The organism is Pseudomonas sp. TE3899 (assembly GCF_056279105.1).
The window spans coordinates 5,749,692-5,773,736 of record NZ_JBWBQR010000001.1 but is presented as its reverse complement, the minus strand read 5'-3'; the positions used below and the strand labels follow the sequence as shown (position 1 = coordinate 5,773,736).

Genomic DNA, 24,045 nt, shown 5'->3' with positions numbered 1-24,045 from the left:
CCCCGGCATTTTGCACGACGCTCCTCTGTAGGAGCATAGCTTGCTCGCGATGACGGCCTGTCAGGCAGATCGATGTTGGATGTTCCGACGCTTTCGCGAGCAAGCTTTGCTCCTACGGATTTCGAGGCGGTGTTATGCCGAACCGGGTCCGGTAATCACTCGGCGCCAGCCCGGTAATTTTCTTGAACGTGGCGCGAAATGCGCTTGGGTCCTGATAACCCACGGTCCAGGCGATGTGATCGATGGTGCCGTTGGTGAACTCCAGCATTTCCCGGGCCTTGCCAACGCGCAGGTGCTGGCAGTACTCGGTAGGCTTGAGCCCGGTCGCCGCGCGGAATCGGCGCAGGAAGGTGCGCTCCTCCAGCCCTGCCCGTTCGGCCATCGCGGTCAGCGACACGTCGGTCGCGCCGGTGCTTTGCAGCCAATGCTGGACCTTGAGAATCGACCCATCGCCATGGCTGAGGATCGGCGCAAAGTTGCTGCCGCACTGGCTCGCGCTGTCGCTGTGTTCGATCACCAGAAACCGCGCAGTGCTGGCGGCGATGCTAGGCCCGAGCAAGCGGTCGACCATGCGCAAGCCCAGCTCGGACCAGGCCATCAGCCCGGCGGTGGTGATCAGGTCGCCGTCATCGACAATGGGCGTATCGGCCAGGAGCTTGATCGCCGGGTAACGTTCGGCAAAGGCTTTGGCCGAGGTCCAGTGGGTGGTGGCGCTGCGACCATCGAGCAAACCGCTTTCGGCCAACAGGATCGAACCCACGCACACGCCGCCCAGCGTCGCGCCTTGCCCGTGTTGCTGACGAATCCAGCGCAGCAGCCCTTGGGGCGCCTGACCTTCGGAAAAACCGCCAATCGACGGCGGGATCATCACCGCCACCAAGCCGCTGTCCGGGCCGGGATGACTGTCGTAGACCCGCTCGGGCACCTGATCGCCCTCGCCCCGCCAATGACTGACCCGCAACAACGGCAACTGCGCCGCCTGATGCTCGGCGGCGATCCGGTTGGCAACGCCGAACAGGTCCGTCAACCCATGCACCGCCGCCATCTGCGCGCCGGGATAGATCAGCACACCCAGTTCGGCGACCGCTCTTTCTAGGCCCATTGTCAGTTTTCCCCCTTCTATTGTCGGTGCGGCCAATCCTCGGAGGGTCGGCCAGCGCCAATACTTGACTCCACACCTACACACACTTCGAGGAAACACCCATGGCCAAGCAAGCGCTCATCGTAGTTGATATCCAGAACGACTACTTCCCCCAAGGCAAGTGGCCGTTGGTCGGCGCCGACGCGGCGGCGGACAACGCCGTACGCCTGATCAACGCCTTTCGCGAAGCCGGCGACCCGGTGGTGCACATCCGCCATGAATTCACTTCCGACGCCGCGCCGTTCTTCACCCCGGGATCGGACGGCGCGAAGCTGCACCCCAAAGTCCTCAACCGCGCCGACGAGCCGGTGGTGCTCAAGCATTTCGTCAACTCGTTCCGCGAAACCGAGCTGCAAGCGATCCTCGATGAACAAGGCATCGAGCATCTGGTGGTCGTCGGCAGCATGAGCCACATGTGCGTCGATGGCATCACCCGCGCCGCCGCCGACCTGGGCTACACCGTGACCGTGATCCATGACGCCTGCGCCACTCGCGATCTGGAGTTCAATGGCGTTACGGTGCCTGCCGCCCACGTTCACGCCGCGTTTATGTCGGCACTGGGGTTTGCTTATGCGAGCGTGGTGTCGGCTGATGAGTTTCTTGGGGCTGGGCGCTAACGGCATGACCTGAGAAAAATCAAAAGATCGCAGCCTTCGGCAGCGCCTACAAAAGCAATCACAGGCCCGCAGCGTGTTCGCGCTGCGGGCTTTTGTATTTCCGTTGGTAAAAATCCTCACGCGTGAGCTATTGAGAGGGCCAGACAATCCCTGTAGTGTTTCTCACGCGTGAGATTTCACAACGGAGTCACCAGTATGAAAAGCAGCTCTGCATCAGGTCCGCCTGCCGAGCCTGTTACCGATACAGCGAGTCGCAAGGGAGAGCGCTCGAAACCGTCCGCGAAAAAACCGTCGAGCTTCTACATGAAGCAGATGCGCGCGGGCCTGGGTGCCGCCGGTTATGTGAAACACGAGACTTGGGTGCTTCCCGAAAACCGAAGCCTGCTCAAGCAGATGGAGAAACAGCTACGCCAACCGATCCTGGCTGGCTCATTCATGTCGGAGAATTTCATGAGCGCAGGTAACAACTGGAACATCGACCGCCTCTTCAGCGCCCTCCAGGCCCTGGATGACGTGGTTTCCAACGACATCACCCTTTCCCTCGTTCAAGGCTCCGAATCCAGCATCAAGCTGGAAATGAACGACTTTGGCGGCTTGCCGATTTACATCGCGGTCGTGGGCGAGCAGATCATCGTCGACACCGTGCTGGTGGACGTCGAGTCGATCAAGGACGTCGCAGCCTTCAACGACGCCGTGCTGCGCAGCCGCGAGCTGTTCCCGCTGTCCTCGATTGGTATCGAGTCGATGCCGAACGGCCAGGTCGTCTACAACATGTTCGGCGCCCTGAGCTCCGATTCGAGCCTGACCAACGTCGTGACCGAGGTCAAAACCCTCGTCGACAATGTGCAGCGCGCCAGCGAAGCCTTTGAACGTTTCTTCCATTAATTATTCAGCCATAGGGCATATCCAATGACTCAGTCCATCTGGAGCAAATTGTTCACCGCGCTGCGCGGCGGTGCCAGTGAAGTCGGCGAAGCCATCGTCGATCAACAGGCCCTGCGCATCCTCGACCAGGAAATCCGCGATGCTGACACCGCCCTGGCCAACGCCAAGCGCGAGCTGGTCACCATCATGGCCAAGCACAAACTGTCGGCGGATCGTGTGGCCGAGTACAACGCCAAGATCCAGGACCTGGAAACCAAGGCCATGGCTGCGATCCAGGCCAACCGCGAAGACCTGGCGCTGGAAGTCGCCGAAGCCATTTCGACCCTGACCAACGAACTTGAGGTCGAGCAAAAGCAGGCCAGCGAATTCGGCGGTTACGCGGACAACATGCGCAAAGACATCACCAAGGCCGAAAACCGCATCAAGAGCCTGCGCCAGCAAGTGGACATGGCCAAGGCGCGCGAAAGCGTACAGAAAGCCCAGGTCAGCGCTTCGATCGCCAGTGGCGGCGCCAACGGCAAGCTGGAAACGGCCGTCGGCACGCTGAACCGTTTGCAGGCCAAGCAGCAGCAACGCGCTGCCGAACTGCAAGCCCAGGATGAACTGGCCGACGCGTCGACCGGCACGGACCTGGAGCGCAAACTGCGCGAAGCTGGCATCACCCCGGATTCGGGCAGTGCCAATGCGATCCTGGATCGTCTGAAGAAAAAATCGGCTGAGTAATCGGTCCGGGCAATCTGGAGCGCGACGAACATCCTGTGGCGAGGGGGCTTGCCCCCGTTCGGCGGCGAAGCAGTCGCAAACCGTTTCAAGCGGCGTACCTGATACAGGACGTTTGCAGGTTTTGGGGCCGCTGCGCGACCCAACGGGGGCAAGCCCCCTCGCCACGGGTGTGTGTTCGTCGCACCTGTCTGCCCTTTTTTGTAGAGTCGAGGTCAAGAATGGATGCCCTGAAGGGTTTCAAGACAATCGCCGGCCTGGCCCTTTTCATGGTGGCGCTGCAAGTGCTCAATTTCGTGAGCGGCTACAGCCTGCTGTCATTCGGCCTGGTCCCGCGGACACTCTACGGACTGCCCGGCATCCTCACGTCGCCTTTCCTCCACGCCTCGTTCGCGCACCTGAGCGCCAACCTGATTCCCTTTTTGATCCTCGGCACCCTGGTCATCGTCGATGGGCTCAACCGCTTCCTGGCCGTCAGCGCGATCATCATTGGCCTGGGTGGTTTGCTGGTCTGGCTGTTCGGTTTCTCCGGCCTGCACATCGGCGCCAGCGGCTGGGTGTTCGGGTTGTGGGCGTACATTCTGTTCCGCGCCTGGTTCCAGCACAGTTGGGGCAACCTGATCACGGCGGCGGTCGTCGCCTTGCTGTATGGCGGGCTGGTCTTCGGCTTCCTGCCGCGCCAGGGGGTTTCTTTCGAAGGCCATATTGCCGGGGCATTCGCCGGATTTATTGCGGCAAAGGTACTTCTCTCGGCGCCCGGCAACAGGTTTAATGCCGCCCGGTAGATGCGGATTCGAACCACGCATAGTGCCTGGAACGAGTTTTCCCACGGAGTCAGGGACGCCATGTCGATTTTTCTTTTATTACGCGTGTATGCCGCGACCTTCTTCCACCGTTTCGGCTGGGCAGGACTGGCAATTGCCTTGGGCATACACCTGAGCACGGCTTACCTCGGCCTGGTGCTTCTGGGCGAACAACACCTCACCGCCCCCGCGACGTTCACCTACTTCTATCTCACCACCACGCTGACGGTCGGCTACGGCGATCTCGCGCCGCAAACGGCGGCCGGGCGGGTGTTCGTGGCCACTTGGGTCATGCTTGGCGGCATTGCGCTGCTCACGGCAGCCATCGGCAAAACCACCAGCAGCGTCATTGATGTATGGAGAAAAGGCATGAAGGGCAAAGGCGATTTCAGCGGCAAGTCCGGCCATACGGTGCTGATTGGCTGGGAAGGTTCGTCCAGTGAGCGGGTCATCGAGCTGCTGCTGGAGGATGAAACCTCCAATGACAACCTGATCGTCATTTGCGATTGCGACCTCGAAGAAAACCCCATGCCGGGCAAAGCCGCCTTCATCAAAGGTGAAAGCCTGTCCTCCAGCGCGCTACTGATACGGGCCGGCGTGCCCGGCGCCGAACGCGTGCTGGTGCGCACCCATTCCGACGACCTGACCCTGGCCACCGTGCTGGCGGTCAATCAACTGAGCCCGGTCGGACACGTGGTGGCGCACTTCAACGAAAGCGAAATCGCCGCCCTCGCCAGCTCCTACGCGCCCAGCCTGGAATGCACCTCAAGCATGGCCATCGAGATGCTGGTGCGCGCGTCGCAGGACCCGGGCTCGTCCGTGGTCATCAACGAGTTGTTATGCGTCGGCCAGGGCGCCACGCAATACCTGATGAAACTGGCGCCGGACTATGTGGCAACATTCGGCGAGCTGTACGCGCGCATGAAAGACCGCCACAACGCGACCCTCATCGGCTATCGCGCCAAAGGCGCCCAGCAACCATCGATCAATCCGCCCAACGCCACGCGCATTGAGGGCGGTGAACTCTTCTACATCGCCTCCACTCGCCTCAAGGAAATCTCCAATGGGATGGTTTAAACAGTTGATGGGGCTTGAGGCCCCGGCTCCTAAAGCGGACCCGAACTGGACAGCCAACGCCAGCCAGCAGGCAGTCGGCCCGCTGGGCCTGGCGCTGGGTAAAGGCGTGATGTTCGACAGCACACTCACATTGCTGCTCGACGAAAAAACCGCCGTGACCATCCCCGGCTCCCAGCAGATCTGGTGCGCCGGCACGGTCGATCTCGGGCAGTCGAACTGGCTGTCACGCTATTACATGAACGACGAAGATTATTGGCTGCAAGTGCACACCACCGGCGACATCGCCGGGCAGGTCGAGTCGGTCATCCTGTTCAACTACCTCAGCTACGTGACCATCAGCAGTGAGGCGGAGTTGAGTCGCCTGGCCGGCCCGCAAAGCCTGATCGGGCTGCCGTACTACGCCCACAAAGGCGTCGAATTCACCCGCGAATGGGGCACCGAGAACGGACAAACCGAGCTGGTCGCCCTGAGCGAAAACCTGAAGAACCCGAACGAGGCCTACACCATTGAGCACCGCTCGATGCTGTACGCCCGCGAAACCGGCCTGACCGATCGACGGGAATTCCTGCTGTTCTCCGTCGAAGAGGACGCCGAAGGCAGCATCAGCTTGAGCACGTCGCTGGGCATTTCGCTGTACACCACCGATCTGAACACCATTTAAAAAAAGGAAGAATGCCATGCTAGAAGCGCTCTCTATCTCCCTGAACAAGGCCGCCGTGCTCGGGTTTGTCACCTATATCATCGGCGCGGCCGTGCTGTTCGCGCTGTTCCAGTTCATCTATACCCGCATCACCCCGCACAAAGAGTTCGAACTGATCCGCTCGGGCAACGTCGCGGCGGCGATTGCCCTGGGCGGCGCGATCATCGGCTTCGCCATTCCGGCCAGCAACGTGATTGCCTACTCGATCAGCATCCTCGACTTCGTGGTCTGGGCGGTCATTGCCGCGTTCGTCCAACTGCTGGCGTTCCTGATGACCAGCCTGGTACTCAAGGGCACGTCCGAGCGCATTCGCAACGGTGAAATCGCTGCCGGCATCTACGTGGCAGCCGTGGCCATCAGCGTCGGCATGCTCAATGCCGCGTGCATGACCCCGTCCCAGAACTGATCGCGCAAACGGAGATTGTGATGAAACGAAGCAAGTACGTTCAGCTCTCGCTCGCCGCGTCAGTTGCCATGGCGATCTCAGGCTGCGGGCCATCAGAAAAAACCTACGAGATCCACAAGAAGTACAACTTCCAGTCCGTCCAGCAGTGTGCCGATGAAAAGCTTCCGGTCGACATCTGTTCTGACGCCTACATGAAGGCCATGACCCAGCATCGCAGCATTGCGCCGGTGTACGACAACAAGGCCGATTGCGATGCTGACTTCGTCGCCGACTGGTGCCAACAGGACTCCGCCGGCAAGTTCATCCCCAAGCTCGGCGGTTTCGAACTGAACGCCGATGGCGAGGTGACGCAATCGGAAGTGGACGCGGCCAAGTCGAAACTGCCGGCGTCCGAAGCGAGCGCCGTCGGTGATTCCGGATTCTCCGGCAGCAGCCTGCTGATGGGGATGTTGGTGGGCAACATGCTCAGCGGCAACCGCAGCAGCTACTACTCCGAACCGGTCTACCGCTACCGCGATGATCGCGGCAGCTACTCGAACTCGACACTCAGCCAGCGGGTTTCGTCGGGTTCGACCTTCAACAAGTCCAATCAGGCGCGCTACGGCAGCAGCAATTACGCCGACACCGTCAGCCGCAGCAAGTCGGCGACGGTTTCCTCCGCGACCTCTCGCGGCGGCTTCGGCAGCCAGGCCAGCGCACGCAGTGGCTGGGGCGGTTCGGGCAAGAGTTCGGGCGGCTCAAGCAGCTAAGGGAACAGGGCCATGAAGAAAATCCTCTGCGCAGAGCGTCCCGACTGGAAACAGACCGCCGAAAGCCTCGGCTTTATGTTCCACACCATCGACGACGAACCCTATTGGGACGAGAGCGCGTATTACCAGTTCACGCTCAAGCAGATCGAAAACGATCTGGAAGACCCGACCACCGAGCTGCATGAGATGTGCATGGACCTGGTGGCCCGGGTGGTGCAGAGCGAGGAATTGCTGGAGCGCCTGAGCATTCCCGCGCCGTTCTTCGACCTGGTCCGTACTTCATGGCTCGAAGGCCACCCGCATTTGTACGGGCGCATGGACTTCTCCTACAACGGCAGCGGCCCGGCCAAGTTGCTGGAACTCAACTACGACACGCCGACCAGCCTGTACGAAGCGGCGGCGTTTCAGTGGGGTTGGCTGGAGCAATGCATCGAACGCGGCCTGCTGCCCAAGCATGCTGACCAGTTCAACAGCATCGACACCAAGCTGCACCAGGCCTTTGCCCAACTGCAACTCAAGCAGCCGTTCTATTTCGCCTCGATGAAAGGCTCGGTCGAAGACAAAGGCACCACCGACTACCTGCGCCTGATTGCGGAGAAGGTCGGAATCGAATCCCGCCACATCGACCTCGAAGACATCGGCCTGACCAGCGACGGACGTTTCGTCGATCTTGAAGATCGCTGGATCCCGCACCTGTTCAAGCTGCATGCCTGGGAATTCATCTTCCACGAACCGTTCGGCGCTGCGATTGCCCAGAGCGATACGCAGTTTTTCGAGCCAGCCTGGAAAGCGATCATCTCCAACAAAGGCATCCTGCCGCTGTTGTGGGCGTTCAACAAAGGTCACCCGAATCTGCTCGCGGCGCACGTGGATACCGACCCGAACAAAGCCGTGCCGAAAGGCTGGGTGCGCAAACCTTTTTTCTCCCGGGAAGGCGCCAACATCGAGTTGCAAACGGCCGACGGTCTGATTGTGAAAGAGGACGGGCCCTACACGGATGCGCCGTTTATCCTTCAGGAATTTGCGCCGTTGCCGCAGTTTGGCGACAGCTTCACGCTGGTGGGTTCGTGGGTGATTGGCGACCAGGCGGCCGGCATCGGCGTGCGGGAAGACAACAGCCTGATCACCAAGGATTCGAGCCGGTTTCTGCCGCACCTGATTCTTGATTGATCGGCACTTCACTTATAAAAAAGCCCGGTGCCGTGCATCGGGCTTTCGGGTGAAACAGGCTCTGGCCCCGACAACGACAAGACATACGTCTGAAAAGCCGGATAATGGCGGCCAATTCGTCTGCCGTCATGCTGGTAATCCCCCATGGAAATCAAGGTCAACTTTCTCGACAACCTTCGACTTGAAGCCAAGTTCGACGACTTCACGGTGGTGGCCGATCAACCTATCCGCTACAAGGGCGATGGCTCGGCACCGGGCCCGTTCGATTACTTCCTGGCGTCCTCGGCGTTGTGTGCGGCTTATTTCGTGAAGTTGTACTGCGACACGCGCAGCATTCCCACGGAAAACATCCGCCTGTCGCAGAACAACATTGTTGATCCGGAAAACCGCTACAACCAGATTTTCAAGATTCAGGTCGAGCTGCCCGCGGACATTTCCGACAAGGACCGCCAAGGCATCCTGCGTTCCATCGACCGCTGCACCGTGAAAAAAGTGGTGCAAGCCGGGCCTGAGTTTGTCATCGAAGAAGTCGATAACCTCGACGCCGATGCCCAGGCTTTGCTGATGCCGGCGTCCAGTTCCGAGGCGAGCACTTTTATTGCCGGCAAGGACCTGCCGCTGGAGCAGACCATCGCCAACATGTCGGCCATCTTGGCTGACCTGGGCATGAAGATTGAAATCGCTTCGTGGCGCAATATCGTGCCCAACGTGTGGTCGCTGCACATCCGCGACGCGCACTCGCCGATGTGTTTCACCAACGGCAAGGGCGCGACCAAGGAAGGCGCATTGGCGTCGGCATTGGGCGAGTTTATCGAGCGTCTGAACTGCAACTTCTTCTACAACGACCAGTTCTGGGGCGAAGACATCGCCAACGCGCCGTTCGTGCATTACCCGGACGAACGCTGGTTCAAGCCTGGCCGTAAAGATGCACTGCCGAGCGAAATCCTCGACGAGTACTGCCTGAAGATTTACAACCGCGACGGCGAGCTGCGTGGCTCCCATCTGATCGATACCAACTCGGGCAACGAAGAGCGCGGCATCTGCTCGCTGCCGTACGTGCGCCAGTCGGACGGTGAAGTGGTGTATTTCCCGTCCAACCTGATCGAGAACCTGTTCCTGAGCAACGGCATGAGCGCCGGCAATACTTTGGCTGAAGCCCAGGTGCAATGCCTGTCGGAGATCTTCGAGCGCGCGGTCAAACGCGAAATCATCGAAGGCGAATTTGCTCTGCCGGATGTGCCGGCCGAGGTGCTGGCGAAGTACCCCGGGATATTGGCCGGTATTCAGGCGCTGGAAGAACAAGGCTTCCCGGTGCTGGTGAAGGATGCGTCCCTGGGCGGTGAATTCCCGGTGATGTGCGTCACGTTGATGAACCCGCGCACTGGCGGTGTATTCGCCTCGTTCGGCGCGCACCCGAGCCTGGAAGTGGCGCTGGAACGCAGCCTCACCGAATTGCTCCAGGGTCGCAGCTTCGAAGGCCTCAACGACCTGCCACAGCCGACCTTTGAAGGCCATGCGGTGACCGAGCCGAACAACTTCGTCGAGCACTTTATCGACTCCAGCGGCGTGGTGTCGTGGCGCTTCTTCAGCTCCAAGTCGGATTACGAATTCGTAGAGTGGGACTTCTCCGGCCAGGGTGAAAACTCGAACGCCGAGGAAGCCGCGACCTTGTTCGGCATTCTTAAAGCCATGGGCAAAGAATCGTACATGGCGGTCTACGAGCACATCGGCGCAACGGCGTGCCGCATCCTGGTGCCGGACTACTCGGAAATCTATCCTGCGGACGACCTGATCTGGGATAACACCAACAAAGCGCTGTTCTTCCGCGCCGACATCCTCAACCTGCATCGCCTGGACGAAGAAGAACTGAAAGCGCTGGTTGAGCGTCTGGTGGAAAGTGAGCTGGACGACTACACCGACATCACCTCGTTGATCGGCATCGAATTTGACGACAACACCGCGTGGGGTCAGCTGACCATCCTCGAGTTGAAGCTGCTGATCTATCTCGCCCTGCAGCAATATGAAGAGGCGAAAGAAGCGGTCGAAATGTTCCTGCAGTACAACGACAACACGGTGGAGCGCGGCTTGTTCTACCAGGCGGTCAATGTGGTGCTGGAGATGAAACTGGACGAAGACCTGGAACTGGAAGACTACGAAGCCAATTTCCGCCGGATGTTTGGCAACGAGCGCACGGAAGCAGCGATCGGCTCGGTGGACGGCAGCGTACGCTTCCACGGCCTGACGCCGACCAGCATGAAACTCGAGGGGCTCGACCGGCACCTGCGGTTGATCGAAAGCTACAAGAAGCTGCACTCGGCCCGGGCCAATGTGAACGCCCGTTAAAACAGCGCCCACAAAAAAGCGAAGCCAGATGGCTTCGCTTTTTTTTGTTCGCGGTTCTGAACCAGTTAGGGATCAGAACGGGATATCGTCATCAAAGCTGTCGAAATCCGGAGCCGGTTGCGGTGCTGCCTGCTGTGGCGGCGGAGCCTGACGCGACTGCTGCGGTGCCGACTGCTGCGGACGCGGAGCCTGCTGCTGGCGTGGGGCTGGAGCGGACTGCTGGTAGTTGTTGCCCCCGCCTTGTTGGTCGCCCTGTTGTGGACGGCCGCCCAGCAGTTGCATGGTGCCTTGCATGTCGACCACGATTTCAGTGGTGTAACGCTTGATACCGTCTTTTTCCCACTCGCGGGTCTGCAGCTTGCCTTCGATGTAGACCTGCGAACCTTTACGCAGGTATTCGCCGGCGATTTCGGCCACTTTGCCGAACATCGAAACACGGTGCCATTCGGTCTTCTCGACCTTCTGACCGGTTTGCTTGTCAGTCCACTGTTCGCTGGTCGCCAGACTCAGGTTGGTCACGGCGTTACCGTTAGGCAAGTAGCGAACTTCGGGATCCTGGCCGCAAGTGCCGACCAATATGACTTTGTTAACCCCACGGGCCATAACGTTCTCCTAGGCTACGCACGCTGCCTCGGCCGGGTTGTTCACCAGGCGCTCAAGGGTCGTGCGATCCAATAGTTCTGTGTCCAATTTGATGTAAATCGCCGCTTCGTCTGCGACGACCACTGCATCTGTTACCCCTACGACGGCCTTCAGGCGCTCGACCAGACCCGCTTCGCGGATCGCCTCGGGCGACAATGGCAAGCGCAAGCTCGTCACGTAGGGAGGTTCGCGCATGGTAACAGCAAAGGCCAGCCAGAGGGCAGCCAGGCCGGCGCATCCGAGGAAGACAACCGACAGACCGCCATGCTGAAACATCCAGCCGCCGAGGATACCGCCGAGTGCCGAACCGAGGAACTGGCTGGTGGAATAAACCCCCATCGCCGTACCCTTGCCGCCTGCTGGTGAAACCTTACTGATCAGCGAAGGCAATGAAGCTTCCAGCAGATTGAACGCGGTAAAGAACACCACCGTCCCGATCACCAGAGCCCGCAAGCTATCGCCGAACTGCCAGAAGAATAGCTCAGTGAGCATCAGCGTCGCGACGGCGCCCAGCAAAACTCGTTTCATTTTGCGTCGCTTCTCGCCGTAGATGATGAACGGGATCATGGCGAAGAAGGAAATCAGCAGCGCGGTCAGGTACACCCACCAGTGTTGCTCTTTCGGCAGCCCGGCTTTTTCCACCAGGGCCAGGGGCAATGCGACGAAGCTCGACATCAACATCGCATGCAACACAAAAATGCCCAGGTCCAGGCGCAACAGGTCCGGGTGCTTGAGCGTCGGGATCAGCGCCTGGCGCGCAACGCCGGACTCGCGATGCTGCAGCGGCCCGGTGGCGCGCGGCACCATGAACATCACGATGACGATGCCGAACAGCGCCATGCCGCCCGTCGCCAGGAACAACCCGGACAGGCCGAAGGCGCGGGTCAGCAAGGGGCCGACCACCATGGCCACCGCGAACGACAGACCGATGGTCATGCCGATCATGGCCATGGCCTTGGTGCGATGCTGCTCCCGGGTCAGGTCCGACAGCAACGCCATGACCGCCGCGGAAATCGCCCCGGCGCCTTGCAGGACGCGTCCGGCGATGACGCCCCAGATTGAATCGGCATTGGCCGCCAGCAGGCTGCCGAGGGCAAAAACGATCAGGCCCAGGTAAATCACCGGGCGCCGACCGATACGGTCGGAAATGAAACCGAACGGAATCTGGAACAGCGCCTGGGTCAGGCCGTAAGCGCCAATCGCCAGCCCGATCAGGGCCGGGGTCGCTCCGGCCAGGTCCATGCCATAGGTCGCCAGTACCGGCAACACCATGAACATGCCAAGCATACGGAAGGCGAACACCAGGGCCAGACCGCTGGCTGCGCGGGTCTCACTGCCACTCATGCGTTCGCTGTTGGGATCGTGCATGGAAAAACCTCATGTGAACCGGCGGCGATTCTACCAGTCCCATCGATTGACGGGGTATATCGCGACGCTATGACGCGCATAGATGACGCAGTCTTCATGTAAGCCTGCGCACTCCGTATTTGATAGTGTGCATCCATCCAGTATTTGGCCGTATACTCCTACGTTTTCGACGCCCGCCGAGCGAGGCCACTTTGGACAAGATCCTGATTCGTGGGGCCCGAACCCACAACCTGAAGAACATCGACCTGACCCTGCCACGGGACAAACTGATCGTCATCACCGGCCTGTCCGGATCCGGCAAGTCGTCCCTGGCTTTCGACACGCTGTACGCCGAAGGCCAGCGCCGCTATGTCGAATCGCTGTCGGCCTACGCCCGGCAATTCCTGTCGATGATGGAAAAGCCTGACGTCGACACCATCGAAGGCCTGTCGCCAGCGATTTCCATCGAGCAGAAGTCGACCTCGCACAACCCGCGTTCGACGGTCGGCACCATCACCGAAATCTACGACTACCTGCGCCTGCTGTACGCCCGCGTCGGTATTCCGCGCTGCCCGGACCACGACATTCCACTGGAAGCCCAGACTGTCAGCCAGATGGTTGACCTGGTGATGGCGCAACCGGAAGGCAGCAAACTGATGCTGCTGGCGCCGGTGATTCGCGAACGTAAAGGCGAGCACCTGTCGGTCTTCGAAGAACTGCGTGCCCAAGGTTTTGTGCGGGCGCGGGTCAACGGCCGGCTCTGCGAGCTGGACGAGTTACCGAAGCTGGATAAACAGAAGAAGCATTCGATTGATGTGGTGGTGGACCGCTTCAAGGTCCGCGCCGATCTGCAACAGCGTCTGGCCGAGTCGTTCGAGACCGCGCTGAAACTGGCGGACGGTATCGCTCTGGTGGCACCGATGGACGACGAGCCCGGCGAAGAGATCATCTTCTCCGCCCGCTTCGCCTGCCCGATCTGCGGCCACGCCATCAGCGAGCTGGAACCGAAGCTGTTCTCCTTCAACAACCCGGCCGGCGCCTGCCCGACCTGCGATGGCCTGGGGGTTAAGCAATTCTTCGACATCAAGCGACTGGTGAACGGCGAACTGACCTTGGCCGAAGGCGCGATTCGCGGCTGGGACCGGCGCAACGTCTATTACTTCCAGATGCTCGGGTCGCTGGCGTCCCATTACAAGTTCAGCCTCGAAGTGCCGTTCAACGACCTGCCGGCCGATCAGCAGAAGTTCATCCTGCACGGCAGCGGTTCGCAGAACGTCGACTTCAAATACCTGAACGACCGTGGCGACATCGTCAAACGCTCGCACCCGTTCGAAGGCATTGTGCCGAACCTGGAACGCCGCTACCGCGAAACCGAGTCCGCCTCGGTCCGTGAAGAGCTGGCCAAGTTCCTCAGCACCCAGCCTTGCCCGGATTGCCGTGGCACCCGTCTGCGTCGCGAAGCGCGGCACGTGTGGGTGGGCGAGAAGACCTTGCCAGCGGTCACCAACCTGCCAATCGGCGACGCCTGTGAGTATTTCGGCGTACTGAAGCTGACCGGGCGCCGTGGTGAGATTGCCGACAAGATTCTCAAGGAAATCCGCGAGCGCCTGCAGTTCCTGGTTAACGTGGGTCTGGATTATCTGTCGCTGGATCGCAGCGCCGACACGTTGTCTGGTGGTGAGGCTCAGCGTATTCGCCTGGCCAGTCAGATCGGCGCAGGTCTGGTCGGGGTTCTGTACATCCTCGATGAACCGTCGATTGGCTTGCACCAGCGGGACAACGATCGGTTGCTCGGCACCCTCAAGCACCTGCGGGACATCGGTAATACCGTGATTGTGGTCGAGCACGACGAAGACGCGATTCGTCTGGCGGACTACGTGGTAGACATCGGTCCTGGTGCCGGCGTACATGGCGGGCACATTGTTGCTGAAGGCACCCCAGCCGAAGTCATGGCTCACCCGGATTCGCTGACCGGGAAATACCTGTCGGGCCGAGTGAAGATTGCCGTACCGGCCAAACGTACACCGCGTAACAAAAAGCTGACCCTGTCGCTCAAGGGTGCTCGCGGTAACAACCTGCGCAATGTCGATCTGGAGATCCCTCTGGGTCTGCTGACCTGTGTGACGGGCGTGTCCGGTTCGGGCAAATCGACGCTGATCAACAACACGCTGTTCCCGCTGAGCGCCACGGCACTCAATGGCGCCACGACCCTTGAAGCTGCCGCTCACGACAGCATCAAGGGCCTGGAGCATCTGGACAAGGTTGTGGACATCGACCAGAGCCCTATCGGTCGGACGCCTCGCTCCAACCCGGCGACCTACACCGGCTTGTTTACACCGATTCGCGAGTTGTTCGCTGGCGTGCCGGAGTCGCGCTCCCGTGGTTACGGCCCGGGTCGCTTCTCGTTCAACGTGAAGGGCGGACGCTGCGAAGCTTGCCAGGGCGATGGCCTGATCAAGGTGGAAATGCACTTCCTGCCAGACATCTATGTCCCGTGCGACGTCTGCAAGAGCAAGCGCTACAACCGCGAAACCCTGGAGATCAAGTACAAGGGCAAGAACATCCACGAAACCCTCGAGATGACGATCGAGGAAGCGCGGGTGTTCTTCGACGCGGTTCCGGCGTTGGCGCGCAAGCTGCAGACGTTGATGGATGTCGGCCTGTCGTATATCAAGCTCGGGCAGTCGGCAACGACGCTGTCTGGTGGTGAAGCCCAGCGGGTGAAACTGTCCCGTGAGCTGTCCAAGCGCGATACCGGCAAGACCCTGTATATCCTCGATGAGCCGACTACCGGCCTGCACTTCGCGGACATCCAGCAATTGCTCGACGTGCTGCATCGTCTGCGTGACCACGGCAACACAGTGGTGGTGATCGAGCACAATCTGGACGTGATCAAGACTGCCGACTGGTTGGTGGATCTGGGGCCGGAAGGTGGTTCCAAAGGTGGGCAGATTATTGCCGTCGGTACGCCGGAGGAAGTCTCGGAGATGAAGCAATCTCACACCGGCTTCTACTTGAAACCGCTGTTGGCTCGCGACAAGGCCTGATCAAGGCCCATGAAAAAGCCCCTGTCACTTCATCGGTGACAGGGGCTTTTTTATGTCTTGCACCTGTAGGAGCAAAGCTTGCTAGCGATGGCGACTTCTAAAACGCCATCGCCGGCAAGCCGTGCTCCTGCAAAGCAGAATCAGGTATGCGATTGCAGGTAGTTCTCGAGACCGATCAACTTGATCAGACCCAACTGCTTCTCCAGCCAGTAGGTGTGATCTTCTTCAGTGTCGTTCAGCTGGATGCGCAACATCTCGCGGCTGACGTAGTCCTTGTGCTGCTCGCAGAGCTCTATGCCCTTGCAAAGCGCGGCACGGACCTTGTATTCCAGTCGCAGATCCGCAGCGAGCATGTCAGGTACCGTGGTGCCGACATCCAGGTCATCCGGACGCATGCGCGGCGTACCTTCAAGCATCAGGATGCGACGCATCAGGGCATCAGCGTGCCCCGCTTCTTCTTCCATCTCGTGGTTGATACGTTCGTAGAGCTTGGTGAAACCCCAGTCCTCATACATCCGCGAATGAACGAAATATTGATCACGCGCGGCCAGTTCGCCGGTCAGCAACGTGTTGAGGTAATCGATTACGTCTGGGTGGCCTTGCATCGCCCTACATCTCCCTGCTTGAAAGTCTGTAGTTTGAACCAAGGCGACTGTTTGGTCACGCCGATAGCGCGATAAAAGCGAAGATATTCTGAGAAAAGTAGTTTAAATAACGCAAAAACCGCCCAAATGAGGGCGGTTCTGCTTCTCGTTTAGACTTAGTTAAGCTGTACGCCCAACGCCTTTGCGATTGCTTCTCCATACGCCGGGTCAGCTTTGTAGAAGTGCTGCAACTGACGATCAGCCACGTCGCCGGAAACCTCGGCCATCGCGCCCGCGATGTTGCTGATCAGCAGATGTTTTTGCTCATCATTCATCAGGCGGAACAGCGCACCGGCGTGGCTGTAGTAATCGGTGTCTTCGCGATGATCGTAACGATCCGCTGCACCGCTCAAGGCCAGCGCAGGTTCGGCGTAACGCGGCGCTTGTTTCGGCGACTCTACGTAGCTGTTCGGCTCGTAGTTGGGTGCAGCACCACCGTTGCTGCCGAACGCCATGGAACCATCACGCTGATAGCTGTTGACCTGATTGCGCGGCGCATTCACTGGCAGTTGCTGGTGATTGGTGCCTACGCGATAGCGGTGAGCATCGGCGTATGCGAACACGCGACCTTGCAGCATGCGATCCGGCGACAGACCTACACCTGGAACCATGTTGCTCGGACCGAAGGCCGCTTGCTCTACCTCAGCGAAGTAGTTCTGCGGATTGCGGTTGAGTTCCAATTCACCGACTTCGATCAGCGGGAACTCTTTCTGCGACCAGGTCTTGGTCACATCGAACGGGTTCTCATAGTGCGCAGCGGCTTGAGCCTCGGTCATGATCTGAATGCACACACGCCATTTCGGGAAGTCACCACGCTCGATTGCACCGAACAGATCGCGCTGAGCGTAATCCGGATCGGTACCGGCCAGGCGTGCAGCATCTGCCGGCGCCAGGTTCTTGATCCCTTGCTGAGTCTTGTAGTGCCATTTCACCCAGTGACGCTCACCTGTGGCGTTGATCAGGCTGTAGGTGTGGCTGCCGAAGCCGTGCATGTGACGGTAACCGTCAGGGATACCGCGATCCGAAAACAGGATGGTGACCTGGTGCAGCGCCTCTGGGGAGTGCGACCAGAAGTCCCACATCATTTGTGCGCTTTTCAGGTTGCTTTGCGGCAGGCGCTTTTGCGTGTGGATAAAGTCAGGGAATTTCAGTGGATCGCGAATGAAGAACACCGGGGTGTTGTTGCCAACGATGTCCCAGTTGCCCTCTTCGGTGTAGAACTTGAGGGCAAAGCCTCGTGGATCGCGCTCGGTATCAGCCGAACCGCGCTCGCCGCCTACAGTCGAAAAGCGCAGGAACGTCGGGGTTTGTTTGCCGACGGATTCGAACAGCTTGGCGCTGGTGTACTCAGTGATGTCGCGGGTAACGGTGAACGTACCGTAAGCACCCGAGCCTTTAGCGTGTACGCGGCGCTCTGGGATGTTTTCACGGTTGAAGTGGGCAAGCTTCTCGATCAGATGAAAATCGTCGAGCAGCAGCGGGCCACGAGGGCCGGCGGAGCGGGAATTCTGGTTGTCGGCGACAGGAGCGCCACTGGCGGTCGTAAGCGTTTTGTTTTGGCTCATGCGATCTTCTTCCTCTGTCAGTTTTGGAACTGCCGGCTAATCGGCTTGGGACGGAGTATTGACCATTGATCAGGAAGGCTACAAATTCATTAATTTGTGGCGATCAATAGAAAAATACTACCAACGAATCCCGCTCGCATCATGACGGCGTGAACCGCAGGGAAGCTTGTATAAACAGCGCGTTTCTTACAGGCACAAAAAACCGGGCACTAGGCCCGGTTCTTCGTTTCAGACTGACGTCTTACTCAGCGGATACAGCTTCACCGCCAACTGGACGATCAACCAACTCGACGTACGCCATAGGCGCGTTGTCGCCAGTGCGGAAGCCGCACTTGAGGATGCGCAGGTAGCCACCCTCACGGGTAGCGTAACGCTTGCCCAGGTCGTTGAAGAGCTTACCAACGATAGCTTTCGAACGAGTACGGTCGAAAGCCAGACGGCGGTTAGCCAGGCTGTCTGTCTTGGCCAAAGTGATCAGCGGCTCAGCAACGCGACGCAGTTCTTTAGCTTTCGGCAGTGTAGTTTTGATCAGCTCGTGCTCGAACAGCGACACTGCCATGTTTTGAAACATGGCCTTGCGGTGCGAGCTAGTGCGGCTCAGGTGACGACCACTTTTACGATGACGCATGGTTCATTCCTTACCAAACACAACGTTCGGTGATTACGACGATCAGGCAGTCGCCTTGTCGTCCTTCTTAAGACTTGCAGGCGGCCAGTTGTCGAGGCGCATGCCGAGGGACAGACCGCGGGAGGCCAGAACGTCCTTGATTTCAGTCAAGGATTTCTTGCCAAGGTTCGGAGTCTTCAACAGCTCTACTTCGGTACGCTGAATCAGGTCACCGATGTAGTAGATGTTTTCCGCCTTAAGGCAGTTAGCCGAACGTACAGTCAGTTCCAGATCGTCAACCGGGCGAAGCAGGATCGGATCGATCTCGTCTTCCTGCTCGACAACCACTGGCTCACTGTCACCTTTGAGATCGACGAACGCAGCCAGCTGCTGTTGCAGGATGGTTGCAGCACGGCGGATAGCCTCTTCAGGATCCAGGGTACCGTTGGTTTCCAGATCAATAACCAGCTTGTCCAGGTTAGTACGCTGCTCGACACGGGCGTTTTCCACCACGTATGCGATACGGCGAACCGGGCTGAACGAAGAGTCAAGCTGCAAGCGACCAATGCTGCGGCTTTCGTCTTCATCGCTCTGACGCGAGTCTGCCGGTTCATAACCACGACCACGAGCTACGGTGAGCTTCATGTTCAGGGCGCCGTTAGACGCCAGGTTAGCGATTACGTGATCGGGGTTAACGATCTCGACATCATGATCCAGCTGAATATCGGCAGCGGTAACCACCCCCGAACCCTTCTTCGACAAGGTCAGCGTAACTTCGTCACGGCCGTGCAGCTTGATAGCCAGACCTTTAAGGTTCAACAGGATTTCAATTACGTCTTCCTGTACACCTTCGATGGCGCTGTACTCGTGGAGCACACCGTCAATCTCGGCCTCGACTACTGCACAGCCGGGCATTGAGGACAACAGGATGCGTCGCAGCGCGTTGCCCAGGGTGTGGCCGAAACCACGCTCGAGAGGCTCGAGTGTGATCTTGGCGCGGGTTGGACTGACAACCTGCACATCAATATGGCGGGGTGTCAGGAACTCATTTACCGAAATCTGCATGGATGCACCTATTTTCTAGCCCTTACTTGGAGTAGAGCTCGACAATCAGGCTTTCGTTGATGTCGGCGGACAGATCACTGCGAGCAGGAACGTTCTTGAAAACGCCCGACTTCTTCTCAGTGTCTACTTCTACCCATTCTACGCGGCCACGTTGGGCACACAGATCGAGAGCTTGGACAATGCGAAGTTGGTTCTTTGCTTTCTCGCGAATCGCGACCACGTCACCAGCACGAACCTGGTACGACGGCACGTTTACGGTCTGACCGTTAACGCTTACGGATTTGTGCGATACCAGCTGACGGGATTCGGCACGAGTAGAGCCAAAACCCATACGGTATACAACGTTGTCCAGACGGCATTCGAGCAGCTGCAACAGGTTTTCGCCAGTTGCGCCTTTCTTGCCAGCAGCTTCTTTGTAGTAGCCGCTGAATTGACGCTCGAGAACGCCGTAGATACGACGGACCTTCTGCTTTTCACGCAGTTGGGTGCCGTAATCGGACTGGCGACCGCGGCGTTGGCCGTGGATACCAGGTGCTGCTTCAATGTTGCACTTCGATTCGATCGCGCGCACGCCGCTCTTCAGAAAGAGATCGGTGCCTTCACGACGAGCGAGTTTGCATTTTGGACCAATGTAACGAGCCATTCTTTACAATCTCCTGGATTACACGCGGCGCTTCTTCGGCGGACGGCACCCGTTGTGCGGGATTGGCGTCACGTCGGTGATGCTGGCGATCTTGTAGCCACAGCCGTTCAAAGCGCGGACTGCGGATTCACGACCTGGGCCTGGACCTTTGACGTTAACGTCGAGGTTTTTCAGACCGTATTCCAGCGCAGCTTGACCAGCACGTTCAGCAGCTACTTGAGCAGCAAACGGCGTGGACTTGCGGGAACCGCGGAAACCCGAACCACCGGAGGTAGCCCAGGAAAGAGCGTTGCCTTGACGGTCGGTGATGGTCACGATTGTGTTGTTAAACGACGCGTGGATGTGGGCGATGCCATCAACCACTGTCTTTTTAACTTTTTTACGAGGACGAGCAGCAGGTTTAGCCATGATTAATTTCCTGTCGATTCGCTGGGGCGATTACTTGCGGATCGGCTTACGCGGACCTTTACGGGTACGCGCGTTAGTCTTGGTACGCTGACCGCGCACTGGAAGACCACGACGATGACGCAGACCGCGATAGCAACCGAGGTCCATCAAACGCTTGATTTTCATGTTGATTTCGCGACGCAGGTCACCTTCAGTGGTGAACTTCGCCACTTCGCCACGCAGCTGTTCAATCTGCTCGTCGCTCAGATCTTTGATCTTTGCGGCTGGGTTTACCCCAGTCACTGCACAAATCTTCTGTGCAGTAGTGCGACCAACACCATAGATGTAGGTCAGCGAGATAACAGTATGCTTGTTATCTGGAATGTTAACGCCTGCAATACGGGCCATTCAGTGGGACTCCAATTGACAGCTACCTACGCCCCGGAAGCCAAGAAATAGGGCGCGAGATAATATCGCTGTAATAACAAATAATCAACCCGGCAGCGCACTAGCTGCCGGGCTTGAAGCACAATCACACTCAGCCTTGGCGCTGTTTGTGACGCGGTTCCGCGCTGCAAATTACTCGAACAACACCTTCGCGGCGAATAATCTTGCAGTTACGGCACAGCTTTTTCACCGATGCACGAACTTTCATCACCAACTCCTCGAACCTTATGGGTACTCAGCGCAACATGCCGCTGCCGTAACCCTTCAGGTTGGCTTTCTTCATCAGGGATTCGTACTGGTGCGAAACGAGGTGCGATTGTACTTGGGACATGAAGTCCATCACAACCACGACGACGATCAGCAACGAGGTCCCGCCAAGGTAGAACGGTACGTTTGCCGCAACCACCAGAAACTGGGGCAGCAGGCACACGGCCGTCATGTAAAGAGCACCGAACATGGTCAAACGAGTCAGAACGCCATCAATGTAGCGCGCAGACTGCTCGCCTGGACGGATGCCCGGAATAAAGGCACCGGACTTCTTCAGGTTTTCCGCTACGTCTTTCGGATTGAACATCAACGCCGTATAGAAGAAGCAGAAGAAAATAATCCCTGCACTAAACAGCAGAATATTCAACGGCTGACCAGGAGCGATCGACTGCGAGATGTCCTGCAACCAGCCCATACCTTCAGACTGACCGAACCAGGCACCCAACGAAGCCGGGAACAGCAAAATGCTGCTCGCGAAAATAGCCGGAATAACACCGGCCATGTTCACCTTCAGCGGCAAGTGGCTAGTCTGCGCAGCAAAAACCTTGCGGCCCTGCTGACGCTTGGCGTAGTGAACAGCAATACGACGCTGACCACGCTCAATGAACACCACGAAACCGATAATCGCTACTGCCAGCAAACCGATGGCTACCAGGGCGAAGATATTGATATCACCCTGACGTGCAGACTCGAAAGACTGCCCGATCGCTCTCGGAAGACCGGCGACGATACCCGAAAAAATCAACATCGAGATACCGTTGCCAACACCACGCTCAGTAATCTGCTCACCCAGCCACATCATGAACATCGCACCAGCCACAAAAGTGGATACCGCGACGAAATGGAAGCCAAAGTCACCAGTGAACGCAACACCCTGCCCCGCCAGACCAATGGACATGCCAATAGCCTGAACGAGAGCGAGGATGACAGTGCCGTAGCGGGTGTACTGGCTGATCTTGCGACGGCCAGCTTCACCTTCCTTCTTCAACTGCTCCAGCTGCGGGCTGACGGCGGTCATCAGTTGCATGATGATCGATGCCGAAATGTACGGCATGATCCCCAGTGCAAAGATGCTCATCCGCTCCAGCGCGCCGCCGGAAAACATGTTGAACAAGCTAAGAATGGTCCCCTCATTCTGTCGAAACAGGTCCGCGAGTCGGTCCGGGTTGATACCTGGAACCGGGATGTGTGCGCCTATTCGGTAGACGATAATCGCCAGGAACAGAAAACGCAGACGAGCCCAGAGTTCAGACATACCGCCTTTGCCGAGCGCAGAGAGAGCACCTTGCTTAGCCATTTATTCCTCGAACTTGCCGCCAGCTGCTTCGATAGCCGCACGCGCACCTTTGGTGGCGCCGATTCCCTTTCCGATGGTGACAGCGCGAGTAACTTCGCCGGACAGCATGATTTTCACACGCTGTACGTTGACGTTAATCACGTTGGCATCTTTCAGGGACTGCACGGTGACGATGTCGCCTTCCACTTTGGCCAGCTCGGACAAACGCACTTCTGCGCGATCCATGGCTTTCAGGGAAACGAAACCGAACTTCGGCAGGCGACGATGCAGCGGCTGTTGACCGCCTTCAAAGCCTGGAGCAATGGTGCCACCGGAGCGGGAGGACTGACCTTTGTGGCCACGGCCACCGGTCTTGCCCAAACCACTACCGATACCACGGCCCGGACGATGCTTTTCGCGACGGGAACCCGGCGCCGGACTCAGATCATTGAGTTTCATCGATTAACCCTCGACACGCAGCATGTAGTAAGCCTTGTTGATCATCCCGCGATTCTCGGGAGTATCAAGTACTTCTACAGTGTGACCGATGCGACGCAGACCCAGACCCTTAACGCACAGTTTGTGGTTAGGGATGCGGCCGGTCATGCTTTTGATCAGCGTAACTTTAACGGTAGCCATGATCAGAAGATCTCCTTGACGCTTTTGCCACGCTTGGCGGCAATGGATTCAGGAGATTGCATAGCTTTCAAACCTTTGAAAGTGGCGTGAACCACGTTTACCGGGTTAGTCGAGCCGTAGCACTTGGCCAGAACGTTCTGAACGCCAGCAACTTCGAGGACAGCACGCATAGCGCCGCCAGCGATGATACCGGTACCTTCAGAAGCAGGCTGCATGTACACCTTCGAAGCGCCGTGACCGGACTTCATTGCGTACTGCAGCGTGGTGCCGTTCAGATCAACTTGGATCATGTTGCGACGAGCAGCTTCCATTGCCTTCTGGATCGCGGCAGGCACTTCACGTGACTTGCCACGGCCGAAGCCAACACGCCCTTTACCATCACCCACCACGGTCAACGCGGTGAAAGTGAAGATACGGCCGCCTTTTACGGTTTTGGCTACGCGGTTAACTTGAACCAGCTTCTCAATGTAGCCTTCGTCGCGCTTTTGGTCGTTATTTGACATAACTTAGAACTCCAGCCCAGCTTCACGAGCAGCATCAGCCAGCGCCTTGACGCGGCCGTGGTACTTGAAGCCAGAGCGGTCGAAAGCCACCTGCGAGACGCCAGCGGCTTTAGCACGCGTAGCGACCAGCTGGCCAACCTTAGTGGCCGCGTCGATGTTGCCAGTGGCGCCATCACGCAGTTCTTTATCCAAAGTCGAGGCAGATGCCAGGACTTTGTTGCCGTCGGCCGAAATGACCTGGGCGTAGATGTGCTGCGACGAGCGGAACACGCAGAGACGCACGACTTCGAGTTCGTGCATTTTCAGGCGTGCTTTGCGAGCGCGACGCAGTCGAGTAACTTTTTTGTCGGTCATT

27 protein-coding genes are annotated in these 24,045 nt (G+C 58.5%); 11 read left to right on the top strand and 16 right to left on the bottom strand.

What is annotated here, in order from left to right; all coding sequences use genetic code 11:
* Nucleotides 1-112 precede the first annotated feature (112 nt).
* Nucleotides 113-1,102 carry a GlxA family transcriptional regulator gene (locus tag ACZ89E_RS26240; protein ID WP_476256698.1) on the bottom strand — a complete coding sequence of 330 codons (990 nt, stop codon included), beginning with the start codon at nt 1,100-1,102 and terminating at the stop codon, nt 113-115.
* 101 nt (nt 1,103-1,203) lie between these two features.
* On the opposite strand from ACZ89E_RS26240, the gene ACZ89E_RS26235 reads away from it, so the two are divergent.
* The 10 genes from ACZ89E_RS26235 (at nt 1,204) to ACZ89E_RS26190 (ending at nt 10,611) form a co-directional block, all read left to right on the top strand.
* On the top strand, nt 1,204-1,758 hold the full coding sequence (locus ACZ89E_RS26235) for a cysteine hydrolase family protein (protein ID WP_149660966.1): 555 nt from the start codon (nt 1,204-1,206) through the stop codon (nt 1,756-1,758).
* Between the two features lie 303 nt (nt 1,759-2,061).
* The gene (locus ACZ89E_RS26230) at nt 2,062-2,643 is read left to right on the top strand and encodes a YjfI family protein (protein ID WP_149660967.1); all 582 of its coding nucleotides are present in this window, start codon (nt 2,062-2,064) and stop codon (nt 2,641-2,643) included.
* A 24-nt stretch (nt 2,644-2,667) separates the two neighbouring features.
* The gene (locus ACZ89E_RS26225) at nt 2,668-3,366 is read left to right on the top strand and encodes a PspA/IM30 family protein (RefSeq protein WP_149660968.1); all 699 of its coding nucleotides are present in this window, start codon (nt 2,668-2,670) and stop codon (nt 3,364-3,366) included.
* A 218-nt stretch (nt 3,367-3,584) separates the two neighbouring features.
* The gene (locus ACZ89E_RS26220; RefSeq protein ID WP_149660969.1) at nt 3,585-4,148 is read left to right on the top strand and encodes a rhomboid family intramembrane serine protease; all 564 of its coding nucleotides are present in this window, start codon (nt 3,585-3,587) and stop codon (nt 4,146-4,148) included.
* A 60-nt stretch (nt 4,149-4,208) separates the two neighbouring features.
* Nucleotides 4,209-5,243: an ion channel gene (locus tag ACZ89E_RS26215; protein WP_149660970.1), complete on the top strand. Its 1,035-nt coding sequence runs from the start codon at nt 4,209-4,211 to the stop codon at nt 5,241-5,243.
* Nucleotides 5,230-5,904 (top strand): DUF2491 family protein, encoded by a 675-nt coding sequence (locus ACZ89E_RS26210; protein WP_149660971.1) that lies wholly within the window; start codon nt 5,230-5,232, stop codon nt 5,902-5,904. The genes ACZ89E_RS26215 and ACZ89E_RS26210 overlap by 14 nt, the downstream gene beginning before the upstream one ends.
* Before the next feature lie 16 nt (nt 5,905-5,920).
* Nucleotides 5,921-6,349: a DUF350 domain-containing protein gene (locus tag ACZ89E_RS26205; protein WP_123404383.1), complete on the top strand. Its 429-nt coding sequence runs from the start codon at nt 5,921-5,923 to the stop codon at nt 6,347-6,349.
* A gap of 20 nt (nt 6,350-6,369) precedes the next feature.
* Nucleotides 6,370-7,098 carry a DUF1190 domain-containing protein gene (locus tag ACZ89E_RS26200; protein ID WP_149660973.1) on the top strand — a complete coding sequence of 243 codons (729 nt, stop codon included), beginning with the start codon at nt 6,370-6,372 and terminating at the stop codon, nt 7,096-7,098.
* Nucleotides 7,099-7,110: 12 nt separating this feature from the next.
* A complete protein-coding gene (locus tag ACZ89E_RS26195; protein WP_149660974.1) occupies nt 7,111-8,268 on the top strand; it encodes a glutathionylspermidine synthase family protein in 1,158 nt (385 codons plus the stop codon).
* Between the two features lie 144 nt (nt 8,269-8,412).
* Entirely contained in the window at nt 8,413-10,611 is a 2,199-nt protein-coding gene (locus tag ACZ89E_RS26190; protein ID WP_463258616.1) for an OsmC domain/YcaO domain-containing protein, read from the top strand.
* Nucleotides 10,612-10,683: 72 nt separating this feature from the next.
* On the opposite strand, the gene ACZ89E_RS26185 is transcribed toward ACZ89E_RS26190, so the two are convergent.
* Both ACZ89E_RS26185 and ACZ89E_RS26180 read right to left on the bottom strand, forming a co-directional pair.
* Nucleotides 10,684-11,214, bottom strand: coding sequence for a single-stranded DNA-binding protein (locus tag ACZ89E_RS26185; RefSeq protein ID WP_123404375.1), 531 nt, complete (start codon nt 11,212-11,214; stop codon nt 10,684-10,686).
* 9 nt (nt 11,215-11,223) lie between these two features.
* Nucleotides 11,224-12,621 carry an MFS transporter gene (locus ACZ89E_RS26180; protein WP_476256697.1) on the bottom strand — a complete coding sequence of 466 codons (1,398 nt, stop codon included), beginning with the start codon at nt 12,619-12,621 and terminating at the stop codon, nt 11,224-11,226.
* A 191-nt stretch (nt 12,622-12,812) separates the two neighbouring features.
* Between ACZ89E_RS26180 and uvrA the strand changes: the two genes are divergently transcribed.
* The gene (uvrA, locus tag ACZ89E_RS26175) at nt 12,813-15,647 is read left to right on the top strand and encodes an excinuclease ABC subunit UvrA (RefSeq protein ID WP_149662053.1); all 2,835 of its coding nucleotides are present in this window, start codon (nt 12,813-12,815) and stop codon (nt 15,645-15,647) included.
* A gap of 140 nt (nt 15,648-15,787) precedes the next feature.
* On the opposite strand, the gene bfr is transcribed toward uvrA, so the two are convergent.
* The 13 genes from bfr to rplR form a co-directional block, all read right to left on the bottom strand.
* Nucleotides 15,788-16,252 carry a bacterioferritin gene (gene bfr / locus ACZ89E_RS26170; RefSeq protein ID WP_008030905.1) on the bottom strand — a complete coding sequence of 155 codons (465 nt, stop codon included), beginning with the start codon at nt 16,250-16,252 and terminating at the stop codon, nt 15,788-15,790.
* Nucleotides 16,253-16,407: 155 nt separating this feature from the next.
* Nucleotides 16,408-17,856, bottom strand: coding sequence for a catalase (locus tag ACZ89E_RS26165; RefSeq protein ID WP_476256696.1), 1,449 nt, complete (start codon nt 17,854-17,856; stop codon nt 16,408-16,410).
* Nucleotides 17,857-18,097: 241 nt separating this feature from the next.
* Nucleotides 18,098-18,484 (bottom strand): 50S ribosomal protein L17, encoded by a 387-nt coding sequence (gene rplQ, locus ACZ89E_RS26160; RefSeq protein ID WP_007896790.1) that lies wholly within the window; start codon nt 18,482-18,484, stop codon nt 18,098-18,100.
* Between the two features lie 42 nt (nt 18,485-18,526).
* Nucleotides 18,527-19,528, bottom strand: a complete 1,002-nt coding sequence (locus tag ACZ89E_RS26155) for a DNA-directed RNA polymerase subunit alpha (RefSeq protein ID WP_003186012.1) — start codon at nt 19,526-19,528, stop codon at nt 18,527-18,529.
* 22 nt (nt 19,529-19,550) lie between these two features.
* Nucleotides 19,551-20,171: a 30S ribosomal protein S4 gene (rpsD, locus tag ACZ89E_RS26150; protein ID WP_003210056.1), complete on the bottom strand. Its 621-nt coding sequence runs from the start codon at nt 20,169-20,171 to the stop codon at nt 19,551-19,553.
* A gap of 18 nt (nt 20,172-20,189) precedes the next feature.
* Nucleotides 20,190-20,579 (bottom strand): 30S ribosomal protein S11, encoded by a 390-nt coding sequence (gene rpsK, locus ACZ89E_RS26145; RefSeq protein WP_002555466.1) that lies wholly within the window; start codon nt 20,577-20,579, stop codon nt 20,190-20,192.
* Between the two features lie 30 nt (nt 20,580-20,609).
* Nucleotides 20,610-20,966: a 30S ribosomal protein S13 gene (rpsM, locus tag ACZ89E_RS26140; RefSeq protein ID WP_003186020.1), complete on the bottom strand. Its 357-nt coding sequence runs from the start codon at nt 20,964-20,966 to the stop codon at nt 20,610-20,612.
* A 130-nt stretch (nt 20,967-21,096) separates the two neighbouring features.
* The gene (gene rpmJ / locus ACZ89E_RS26135; protein WP_002555468.1) at nt 21,097-21,213 is read right to left on the bottom strand and encodes a 50S ribosomal protein L36; all 117 of its coding nucleotides are present in this window, start codon (nt 21,211-21,213) and stop codon (nt 21,097-21,099) included.
* A 27-nt stretch (nt 21,214-21,240) separates the two neighbouring features.
* Complete coding sequence (gene secY, locus ACZ89E_RS26130; protein ID WP_077574735.1) at nt 21,241-22,569, bottom strand: preprotein translocase subunit SecY; 1,329 nt, start codon at nt 22,567-22,569, stop codon at nt 21,241-21,243.
* Nucleotides 22,570-23,007: a 50S ribosomal protein L15 gene (gene rplO, locus ACZ89E_RS26125; protein WP_007896782.1), complete on the bottom strand. Its 438-nt coding sequence runs from the start codon at nt 23,005-23,007 to the stop codon at nt 22,570-22,572.
* Between the two features lie 3 nt (nt 23,008-23,010).
* A complete protein-coding gene (gene rpmD, locus ACZ89E_RS26120; protein ID WP_003186033.1) occupies nt 23,011-23,187 on the bottom strand; it encodes a 50S ribosomal protein L30 in 177 nt (58 codons plus the stop codon).
* 2 nt (nt 23,188-23,189) lie between these two features.
* Entirely contained in the window at nt 23,190-23,690 is a 501-nt protein-coding gene (rpsE, locus tag ACZ89E_RS26115; RefSeq protein ID WP_007943782.1) for a 30S ribosomal protein S5, read from the bottom strand.
* A 3-nt stretch (nt 23,691-23,693) separates the two neighbouring features.
* A complete protein-coding gene (rplR, locus tag ACZ89E_RS26110) occupies nt 23,694-24,044 on the bottom strand; it encodes a 50S ribosomal protein L18 (RefSeq protein ID WP_003186037.1) in 351 nt (116 codons plus the stop codon).
* Nucleotide 24,045: the final 1 nt, after the last annotated feature.

Excerpts from the sequence above, each read along its gene's own strand:
- ACZ89E_RS26240 (WP_476256698.1), bottom strand. The coding sequence starts at position 1,102 with ATGGGCCTAGAAAGAGCGGTCGCCGAACTGGGTGTGCTGATCTATCCC.
- ACZ89E_RS26235 (WP_149660966.1), top strand. The coding sequence starts at position 1,204 with ATGGCCAAGCAAGCGCTCATCGTAGTTGATATCCAGAACGACTACTTC.
- ACZ89E_RS26230 (WP_149660967.1), top strand. The coding sequence starts at position 2,062 with ATGAAGCAGATGCGCGCGGGCCTGGGTGCCGCCGGTTATGTGAAACAC.
- ACZ89E_RS26225 (WP_149660968.1), top strand. The coding sequence starts at position 2,668 with ATGACTCAGTCCATCTGGAGCAAATTGTTCACCGCGCTGCGCGGCGGT.
- ACZ89E_RS26220 (WP_149660969.1), top strand. The coding sequence starts at position 3,585 with ATGGATGCCCTGAAGGGTTTCAAGACAATCGCCGGCCTGGCCCTTTTC.
- ACZ89E_RS26215 (WP_149660970.1), top strand. The coding sequence starts at position 4,209 with ATGTCGATTTTTCTTTTATTACGCGTGTATGCCGCGACCTTCTTCCAC.
- ACZ89E_RS26210 (WP_149660971.1), top strand. The coding sequence starts at position 5,230 with ATGGGATGGTTTAAACAGTTGATGGGGCTTGAGGCCCCGGCTCCTAAA.
- ACZ89E_RS26205 (WP_123404383.1), top strand. The coding sequence starts at position 5,921 with ATGCTAGAAGCGCTCTCTATCTCCCTGAACAAGGCCGCCGTGCTCGGG.
- ACZ89E_RS26200 (WP_149660973.1), top strand. The coding sequence starts at position 6,370 with ATGAAACGAAGCAAGTACGTTCAGCTCTCGCTCGCCGCGTCAGTTGCC.
- ACZ89E_RS26195 (WP_149660974.1), top strand. The coding sequence starts at position 7,111 with ATGAAGAAAATCCTCTGCGCAGAGCGTCCCGACTGGAAACAGACCGCC.
- ACZ89E_RS26190 (WP_463258616.1), top strand. The coding sequence starts at position 8,413 with ATGGAAATCAAGGTCAACTTTCTCGACAACCTTCGACTTGAAGCCAAG.
- ACZ89E_RS26185 (WP_123404375.1), bottom strand. The coding sequence starts at position 11,214 with ATGGCCCGTGGGGTTAACAAAGTCATATTGGTCGGCACTTGCGGCCAG.
- ACZ89E_RS26180 (WP_476256697.1), bottom strand. The coding sequence starts at position 12,621 with ATGCACGATCCCAACAGCGAACGCATGAGTGGCAGTGAGACCCGCGCA.
- bfr (WP_008030905.1), bottom strand. The coding sequence starts at position 16,252 with ATGCAAGGCCACCCAGACGTAATCGATTACCTCAACACGTTGCTGACC.
- ACZ89E_RS26165 (WP_476256696.1), bottom strand. The coding sequence starts at position 17,856 with ATGAGCCAAAACAAAACGCTTACGACCGCCAGTGGCGCTCCTGTCGCC.
- rplQ (WP_007896790.1), bottom strand. The coding sequence starts at position 18,484 with ATGCGTCATCGTAAAAGTGGTCGTCACCTGAGCCGCACTAGCTCGCAC.
- ACZ89E_RS26155 (WP_003186012.1), bottom strand. The coding sequence starts at position 19,528 with ATGCAGATTTCGGTAAATGAGTTCCTGACACCCCGCCATATTGATGTG.
- rpsD (WP_003210056.1), bottom strand. The coding sequence starts at position 20,171 with ATGGCTCGTTACATTGGTCCAAAATGCAAACTCGCTCGTCGTGAAGGC.
- rpsK (WP_002555466.1), bottom strand. The coding sequence starts at position 20,579 with ATGGCTAAACCTGCTGCTCGTCCTCGTAAAAAAGTTAAAAAGACAGTG.
- rpsM (WP_003186020.1), bottom strand. The coding sequence starts at position 20,966 with ATGGCCCGTATTGCAGGCGTTAACATTCCAGATAACAAGCATACTGTT.
- rpmJ (WP_002555468.1), bottom strand. The coding sequence starts at position 21,213 with ATGAAAGTTCGTGCATCGGTGAAAAAGCTGTGCCGTAACTGCAAGATT.
- secY (WP_077574735.1), bottom strand. The coding sequence starts at position 22,569 with ATGGCTAAGCAAGGTGCTCTCTCTGCGCTCGGCAAAGGCGGTATGTCT.
- rplO (WP_007896782.1), bottom strand. The coding sequence starts at position 23,007 with ATGAAACTCAATGATCTGAGTCCGGCGCCGGGTTCCCGTCGCGAAAAG.
- rpmD (WP_003186033.1), bottom strand. The coding sequence starts at position 23,187 with ATGGCTACCGTTAAAGTTACGCTGATCAAAAGCATGACCGGCCGCATC.
- rpsE (WP_007943782.1), bottom strand. The coding sequence starts at position 23,690 with ATGTCAAATAACGACCAAAAGCGCGACGAAGGCTACATTGAGAAGCTG.
- rplR (WP_003186037.1), bottom strand. The coding sequence starts at position 24,044 with ATGACCGACAAAAAAGTTACTCGACTGCGTCGCGCTCGCAAAGCACGC.